Source organism: Pedobacter agri PB92 (assembly GCF_000258495.1).
In the GTDB taxonomy this organism is placed as follows: Bacteria; Bacteroidota; Bacteroidia; order Sphingobacteriales; family Sphingobacteriaceae; genus Pedobacter; species Pedobacter agri.
The window spans coordinates 1-7,246 of sequence record NZ_AJLG01000211.1; the positions used below are offsets into that span (position 1 = coordinate 1).

Below are 7,246 nucleotides of genomic sequence, written 5' to 3' on the forward strand. Positions count from 1 at the left end.
TGGTCGACAACTTTGTTTTTGTAAAAAGAAAATGCAGATCCTGCCCTGGCGTTTTTAATTAATTTTTGAACAGACAATAAATTGTACACTAACCTGCCAAAGCAAAACAATACACCTATCATATAAATATAAACCAGTGCAGTTCCCCAATTCAAGCCTTTTTCATTTTCAGTAACTATAGTGGCCTGCTGGAGTATTGCATCCCAATTAACGGTGGCATAAACCTGTTGGGCAGCTTTTTGTTCGGTAAGCCATTCTAACCGGATAAAAGGTATTGAAATGGATAACAAACCGGCAGCAACTAGATAAACACGGTTTAGCATGAAATAGGTTTCCTTATCCAATAGAATTTTATATACAATATAAAATACAATTAGGTATAAGTTTACTTGAAGTAGGTAGTGTGCAAAACTCATTTGGGTTTATGTTTAATTTTATCAATCATCTTCAAGATTTCATCCACATCACTCAAGTCTAATTTCTCTTCTTTCACGAAAAATGAGAACATACTCTCCACTGAGTTTTCGAAATAGTTACCCAATAGTTTTTCTGTTGCGTAACGTTTGTATGCTTCTTTGCTAATAAGTGGATGGTATTGATGGGCCTTCCCAAAAGCCTCATGGCCAATAAAGCCTTTTGTTTCCAAAATCCGGATAATTGTTGAAACAGTGTTGTAAGCGGGTTTAGGTAAAGGGAGTTCGTCAATCACATCTTTAACAAATGCTTTTTCTAGCTGCCATAGCACCTGCATGATCTGCTCTTCAGCCTTGGTTAAATCTTTAATTTCCATTTTTATTTTATAATAAGGATACGGGCAAAGCAATTGCCTTAACTAAAGTTAAAACTAATTATTTAGTTATCCAAATTTTTATAAAAATATTTGTGTGTTAAAAACTATTACACAAGGAATTATATCACTATTAAACCGTTCTTGATGCCATAGACAACCAAGCCTGTGCGAGATCTGATATTGAGTTTTGCGAATAAAGATTCACGGTAATTATCAACAGTTCTATGGCTTACGTTCATAAGCTCTGCTATTTCTTTGTAAGTATGCTCTGTACTGCAGTGCTGAAGAAATGTGAGCTCTCTGGCGCTGAAGATGGGTTTTGCGTCTCCATCTTTTAATGCAACAAGCAATCTGCCTGAAACCAAATCATTTACAAAGAATCCTTTTTCCGTCACTGTTTTGATTGCTGTTAACAATTCATTAGGGGTAGATTCCTTTAGCATATAACCACTAGCACCCGCTCTTAGCATCCCGATAATGGCTTTTTCATCCTCAAGCATGCTCAATGCCAGGACATTCACATTGGGATGATATTCTTTAATCCATTTGGTAGCAGCAAAACCGTCCATTACCGGCATATTAATATCCATCAGGATAAGATCGACATCAGGCTGATTTTTAATTTTGGTTTGAAGGTCCTGACCATTTGTACTCTCGAAAAGTATTTCAATTTCATCAAATTCATCAAGCAAGCTGGCTAATCCTGAACGGAAAAGCGTATGATCATCTACAATAGCAATGGAAATTTTTTCGGCTGACATCTTCTATGGATAAGGTATTTCGATTAATATGGTGGTTCCGTGGTTGGGCGACGAATTTAGCGCTAACTTTCCATTTATCATCTCTATTCTTTTATAAATGGAGTTTAATCCCATGCCCGTCCGCCGGCCTCTGGTTTCTTCAACATCAAAGCCTACTCCATTTTCTTTTACATTTAAATATAGCGTATTCTCCTTGAAGTAGCCTTCTACCTCAATTACCGAAGCTTTTGCATGCTTAATAATGTTATTGATGATTTCCTGAAGTAAGCGTAAAATAATAAGATCCTTATCAGGTGAGGTATAATTTAAATCAATTAAGTTGTTGCTTACAATGAGTTGATGTACCCCCGCCTTGTTAAGCCAGTTTAGTTCTTGTTCGATCGCATGCCCTATTCCATTTTGAACAATCTGTTCGCCGTGAAGAAGTTTAGCTAATTCTCTCAGTTCTTTAATGGAATTATTTACAAGTCCTAATGAGTTGTCTATTTTCTTGCCGGCTTTTTCGGTATTATTTAAGTCGATGGAATTTAAGGTTAATGTTGTTAAACTCAGTAGCTGGCCAACGTTATCGTGTAATTCAGTAGCAATACTTTGCATGGTTTGCTCCTGTACTTCAAGTTGTGTCTTTAACAATTCTGCATCAAACTTTTGCTTCATGGCAGTTTTTTCGAGCACATGATTTTTTCTATACTTAATGCTGATTTTGATATAAAATACCAAAAATATGGGCATGAGCAAGAATATCGTTGTAGAAATGATTACTAAGATTGTAATCTGCGTTGTTTGATCCTGCATATAAATGAGTATGCCCAAAGGCTGTAAAATATCACATTGAGTACATTAAAAAGATGACCACGAATAGAAAATTTACCTATTACAATTGAAGTAAATAACTCGTGGAACAAATTACCTGTAGTGCTACCAAAGTAAAAAAACAGCACTGCTGTCATCCACCAGAATTCGGGGCTGGTGTTAATCTCCATTAGTTCGTCGGCTGAAATTACCAGGTAATAATAGTAAAGGCAATATAACACAAAAATAACCGCCAAAATTGATGCAGCCCAGGTATTGTAGGGGCTGATGCCATGAGTTACAAAGAAAGCGATATATGTCACGTAAAAAATCACCAATCCGATGGTGATGATTTTCGTCGGATTGATATATTTTTTAAGGCATTGATAAATTCCTGCAGAAATGAAGCCAGCCTCAAAAAGCGTATAAATATTATAAATAAATATGTTGTTATGGAACTTTCTGGCTGCCCACCTGCCCAGGATAACTTCAGTTAAACACACAATCAATAAAAAAATGAGTGTATTTCTCCATAAAGGTTTCTTATCACCCAAAAGTGTAATTAGCCCTAGAATGAAGCATAATAGTTCTACAACGGTTATTATGGATAGGGAAATAAACATTATAATTCAGTTCCATCGCACTCTTTTGGGCAGAGGCTACCTTTATTTCCAATATCTTCTGTATCATCTTCATGCTCACCAGTGATACCACCTGAGCTTTTAATTTGACCTGCAGCAAAAGTTGGTGTGAGTAAAACCGTGTTTCTGCCTACATATTCGCTAGCTAAACCATCAAGCGTGTTAGCAGTATATTGGCCGAAATAAATCCTAAGTCCATCATGTTTCCCATCCTGCAAGGTTTTTGTAATTTCAATTATCTGTTCAGCAGGAAACCATACGGCTTTAGTATAAGAAGGATTTTTACTTGATTCTTTAGCATAAGCTGCTACCATTTCCTTTGCAATATCCGCAGGAACATTCGTAATTGTTTTTTCTTGACTCATGAAATATTAAATAGTTTGTTTGTTATGGCTAAAATTCGAAAATAAATAATAGTTCGGCAAGTATTTTACGAAATTATAATACCGTAAAAACACCTCTTTATTTAGGGTGATTTATACTACTCATATATCAGTATGGGAACTTACTTTTGAAATGCAATAACAAATTAAGGTTTGAAATTGTGTATCCCAAAGTTGTCTATCCCAAAAATACCACATTCCTAACAATCGTTTAGGATGCCTAAGGTAGCCGCCTTTGTTTAACAAAAAGAATATTTACCCTATTAATAATTTTTTTGACATGATAAATAATATCCTTCTGCAGGAAAATAATAATTCGATAACCGAACGGGAAGTTGAGATTGTGAAGTTATTATCAATGGGCTACAATAGCAAAGAAATAGGCGACAGACTTTTCATCAGTGAACATACCGTAAATACACACAGACGGAATATGGTAAGGAAACTCGACCTCAGAAATTCGTATCAGTTAATTGTTTGGGCATTTAAGCAAAGAATACTATCCAATTAGAATCAAAAAATACACAAGTTAACGCAATACTCTCTATTAAACTACAAAGCCTGCTTTTTGATTTTTATATCAAAAAAGCAGGCTTTTGTATTTTTATGGTATTTATGGTCTGGCAGCTTGAGCAGTTGGTAGTTCTTTTCTAGGAATTTGCGCTTCGCGTTGAGAGGTGTTATAAACAAATGATGCAACAATAGTAGCTGATTGTTTTAAATCATCTTCTACCAATCTATCGTAGGTATCCATGTTGCTGTGGTGTGTGCGTGTATTGTAATCTGCCGGATCTTGAATAAACTGAAATCCAGGAATTCCGACCGCGTCAAAAGCCTGGTGATCGGTACCGCCGGTATTGCTGACAGTTACAGTTGTTGCGCCTAAATCATTAAACGGGGCTAACCAGCTCTGGAAAATTGGTCCGGCGGCTGCATTTCCCTGTAAGTAAATGCCACGGATTTTTCCGGTACCATTATCCAGGTTATAGTAAGCTGAAATCTTCTTTTGATCAGGAGTTAAAACCATTGTTTTTGGATCTCCGAAATGCTTGGCCACGTAACCACGTGAACCAAACAATCCCTGCTCTTCTGAACTCCAAAGTGCAATGCGAATAGTGCGTTTTGGCTTAAAGTCAATAGCTTTTAAAATGCGCATGGCTTCCATCATTACGGCTGAGCCAGCAGCATTATCTGTGGCACCTGTAGCCGCATGCCACGAATCAAAGTGACCACCAATCATAATTACTTCGTCTTTCAGTTTTTATCAGTTCCCGGAATTTCGGCAATTACATTATAGCCCTGTGGATCCTGATCGTAGAACGATGTTTTAATATCGGCTTCAACCTCAACAGGTTTGCCTGCACGAAGCAAGCGAAGGATATGTAAAAAATCTTCTGCTGCAACTTCCAGTTCAGGAGAAACTGGCTTCGCGTCTAAAGCGTAAGATGCACCATTACTGGTAAAAAATGTTCCCTGTCCGCCGCGGGCATAAGTTAAAATAAGGGCAACTTTTTCTTCTACCAACATGGCACTCATCGCAGCACGTACTTCACGCATTTTCATCATTTGTGCCATACGATCGGCCATTGGGCCACCCGTTGGGCGTTGGCGGGCACCTGCTGCCATTGGCTTTGCTGCTGCCATTTGTGCCAGTGTAGTATCGGCATAACGGGTAAAATCAGGTTTCAAACCGCTGGTAAGTGGTGCGCCCTGATCCATCATTACAATTTTGCCGGCAAGCTTACCTTTGTATTTCGCTAAATCAGCAACACTATCTGCCTTAATTAAAATTACTTCAGATTTGATTGGGCCATTTGTTCCCGGTGTCCATGCTTTAGGCGATGCAATAATTGGATGATAAAAAGGAGCGGTTGTGGCTGCATAGTATTTATCTACCTGCCATCCTTTACCAAAAGTTCCCCACGCTTCGAGATGTGCATTTTTCAATCCCCATTCGGTAAGTTGTTTTACAGCCCATTCCTGTGCTCTTTTTAAACCAGGAGAGTTTGATAATCTTGGACCTGATACATCGGTAAGGTTGAAAGCAATGTCCATCACTTTCGAATTGTTTAAACCTGCTTTGCGAATTTTTTCTACCACAGCTGCATCTGGAGCATCCTGTGCAAATGCAGATAGGCATAGGCTAAATGCCAATGCCGTCATTGTAAATCTTTTGATCATTTTAAGAAGTTGGTTGGTTGTAATGGCTAAATTACACTTAAACACAACGTTAATCACTTTACCATGATATTTTTACAAAGGCTTTTGCCGCTTGTATGGTTTTCTTCGTTCTGTGCACCCACCTTCGTTAACTAAACCTTATTGAAACGGAAAGCCCGCATTCCAATAGGCACTGATGATTCTGATAAACACTTGCTTTACTGTAGCACAGGATTTTTGAATCGGACTTGGAGTGTAAAGAAGGACTGACTTCAAAACGAAGGTGGAAATTGCTTTTCAAATAATTATTTAATGCTTTTTCTGGTTACAATAAAATAACCGGCAATAAATAAAGCAGCTGCATAGGCTAAACTAGTCCATATTTCGCGTGTAAATATTTCGAAATTGAGCGGATCTTTCCCTTTTTTTAATTGTGTAAATTGTAAGGCTAAAGATGGAAGGCTGTAAGGGATTAAGTAGGCATAAGTCCAGTTGAGCATTCCGGTTACAATACCCATTATCGTACCTACAAAACCAATACCGATGGGTTTTAGGAAATCGCCCCAGATTAAGCTTAGGATAAACTGAATAGATAAAATGCCCAGTGATGATAGAAATAATTTGCTGTATGAATTGATTAGAAAATTAGAAGGATTGTATTGGTTAAAGGTATATTGAGGTACCAATGCCTGTAATAAATGGCCGAAGGCGAAAGTGAGGGCCGCAAAAAGAAAAAGGCAAATAAAGATGAGCAATACTGAAAACAGGTACTTGGCGGTATAAATGGAAAATTTATTTAGTGGTTGTGCGAAAAGGGTTTTCCAGGTATCGTTTTTATGTTCGATGTTGTTAACCGAAAAGGCCATAAACATGACATAAAATGGCATCACCAACATACCCATTACATTTAAGGTAGCGCCGGCATACCTTACCCAAAGCATCATTCCGGGTGCATTAAGTTTTAACACCTTTTCTGAGCCGGAGTAAAAGCCGAAGCTAACCAGGCTACATATTGCTACAGGAAGTAAAATTGCAGCCCAAAATGCGAGTGTTTTTCTTGATTTGTAGAATTCTGAAACTAAGGAAATAAATATGGAGCGCATTTTAGTTGTTTTTCGTGATATCCAGGAATAGATTTTCTAAATCTTTGCGTTGTTTGGAAAGGCTGCTTACGGTGAAACCGTTTTTAATGAGTAGGGTATTAATTTTTCCGCTTTCTGTTGATGATGAAAATGGTGTCGTAATTTTTATTTCACTTTTTGAAGTGATTTCATAACCTGCACTTGCTAAAAATTTAGCAGCTTCTTCGGTTTGATCAACCTCAATTTCGACCATAGGCTTACTTAATAAGTGAAGCTCATCGATAGTTCCCTGAAACAGCAGTTGACCTTTATTTATAATACCAACATGCGTTGCAGTACGTTCAATTTCAGCCAGTAAATGGCTTGATACCAGAATGGTTTTATGGTGTTTGGTGGCCAGCTCAATCATCAGGTTTCTGATTTCGATGATGCCATTAGGGTCCAGACCATTAGTAGGTTCATCTAACAATAATAGTTCTGGATCTGAAACCAGTGCCAGTGCAATACCAAGGCGCTGTTTCATGCCGAGCGAATATTTGCCTGCTTTTTTGTCAGCTGCTTCAGTTAAGCCAACCAGGGCTAACATTTCGTCGGCTTTGGTTTTTTTTAATCCTAATAAAATACAGCGATTGATAAG

At 37.7% G+C, this 7,246-nt stretch carries 11 protein-coding genes; 1 reads left to right on the forward strand and 10 read right to left on the reverse strand.

The window, feature by feature from the left end; translation table 11 throughout:
* The 6 genes from ON09_RS21085 to ON09_RS21110 form a co-directional block, all read right to left on the reverse strand.
* Positions 1–416 (reverse strand): hypothetical protein (locus ON09_RS21085; RefSeq protein ID WP_010603057.1); only part of this gene is annotated, 416 nt, incomplete at its 3' end.
* Positions 413–790 carry a BlaI/MecI/CopY family transcriptional regulator gene (locus tag ON09_RS21090; RefSeq protein WP_010603058.1) on the reverse strand — a complete coding sequence of 126 codons (378 nt, stop codon included), beginning with the start codon at positions 788–790 and terminating at the stop codon, positions 413–415. The genes ON09_RS21090 and ON09_RS21085, both read right to left, overlap by 4 nt.
* Positions 791–909: 119 nt before the next feature.
* Positions 910–1,551, reverse strand: a complete 642-nt coding sequence (locus ON09_RS21095; RefSeq protein WP_010603059.1) for a response regulator transcription factor — start codon at positions 1,549–1,551, stop codon at positions 910–912.
* Positions 1,552–1,554: 3 nt separating this feature from the next.
* On the reverse strand, positions 1,555–2,346 hold the full coding sequence (locus tag ON09_RS21100; protein WP_029204530.1) for a sensor histidine kinase: 792 nt from the start codon (positions 2,344–2,346) through the stop codon (positions 1,555–1,557).
* Positions 2,313–2,966, reverse strand: a complete 654-nt coding sequence (locus tag ON09_RS21105) for a hypothetical protein (protein ID WP_010603061.1) — start codon at positions 2,964–2,966, stop codon at positions 2,313–2,315. The genes ON09_RS21100 and ON09_RS21105 overlap by 34 nt, the downstream gene beginning before the upstream one ends.
* The gene (locus ON09_RS21110) at positions 2,966–3,349 is read right to left on the reverse strand and encodes a hypothetical protein (protein WP_010603062.1); all 384 of its coding nucleotides are present in this window, start codon (positions 3,347–3,349) and stop codon (positions 2,966–2,968) included. Before ON09_RS21110 ends, ON09_RS21105 begins: the two co-directional genes overlap by 1 nt.
* Before the next feature lie 298 nt (positions 3,350–3,647).
* Between ON09_RS21110 and ON09_RS21115 the strand changes: the two genes are divergently transcribed.
* Positions 3,648–3,878 (forward strand): response regulator transcription factor, encoded by a 231-nt coding sequence (locus tag ON09_RS21115; RefSeq protein WP_029204532.1) that lies wholly within the window; start codon positions 3,648–3,650, stop codon positions 3,876–3,878.
* Positions 3,879–3,980: 102 nt separating this feature from the next.
* On the opposite strand, the gene ON09_RS25740 is transcribed toward ON09_RS21115, so the two are convergent.
* From ON09_RS25740 to ON09_RS26700, 4 genes are all read right to left on the reverse strand, one after another.
* On the reverse strand, positions 3,981–4,607 hold the full coding sequence (locus tag ON09_RS25740; RefSeq protein WP_202947176.1) for a M28 family metallopeptidase: 627 nt from the start codon (positions 4,605–4,607) through the stop codon (positions 3,981–3,983).
* A gap of 14 nt (positions 4,608–4,621) precedes the next feature.
* Positions 4,622–5,548 carry a zinc-binding metallopeptidase family protein gene (locus tag ON09_RS25745; protein WP_202947177.1) on the reverse strand — a complete coding sequence of 309 codons (927 nt, stop codon included), beginning with the start codon at positions 5,546–5,548 and terminating at the stop codon, positions 4,622–4,624.
* A 284-nt stretch (positions 5,549–5,832) separates the two neighbouring features.
* The gene (locus tag ON09_RS21125; protein WP_010603064.1) at positions 5,833–6,630 is read right to left on the reverse strand and encodes an ABC transporter permease; all 798 of its coding nucleotides are present in this window, start codon (positions 6,628–6,630) and stop codon (positions 5,833–5,835) included.
* 1 nt (position 6,631) lies between these two features.
* A partial coding sequence (locus ON09_RS26700; protein ID WP_010603065.1) for an ATP-binding cassette domain-containing protein occupies positions 6,632–7,246 on the reverse strand: 615 nt, incomplete at its 5' end.

Coding starts and splice junctions, on each gene's coding strand:
- ON09_RS21090 (WP_010603058.1), bottom strand. CDS start 790: ATGGAAATTAAAGATTTAACCAAGGCTGAAGAGCAGATCATGCAGGTG.
- ON09_RS21095 (WP_010603059.1), bottom strand. CDS start 1,551: ATGTCAGCCGAAAAAATTTCCATTGCTATTGTAGATGATCATACGCTT.
- ON09_RS21100 (WP_029204530.1), bottom strand. CDS start 2,346: ATGCAGGATCAAACAACGCAGATTACAATCTTAGTAATCATTTCTACA.
- ON09_RS21105 (WP_010603061.1), bottom strand. CDS start 2,966: ATGTTTATTTCCCTATCCATAATAACCGTTGTAGAACTATTATGCTTC.
- ON09_RS21110 (WP_010603062.1), bottom strand. CDS start 3,349: ATGAGTCAAGAAAAAACAATTACGAATGTTCCTGCGGATATTGCAAAG.
- ON09_RS21115 (WP_029204532.1), top strand. CDS start 3,648: ATGATAAATAATATCCTTCTGCAGGAAAATAATAATTCGATAACCGAA.
- ON09_RS25740 (WP_202947176.1), bottom strand. CDS start 4,607: ATGATTGGTGGTCACTTTGATTCGTGGCATGCGGCTACAGGTGCCACA.
- ON09_RS25745 (WP_202947177.1), bottom strand. CDS start 5,548: ATGATCAAAAGATTTACAATGACGGCATTGGCATTTAGCCTATGCCTA.
- ON09_RS21125 (WP_010603064.1), bottom strand. CDS start 6,630: ATGCGCTCCATATTTATTTCCTTAGTTTCAGAATTCTACAAATCAAGA.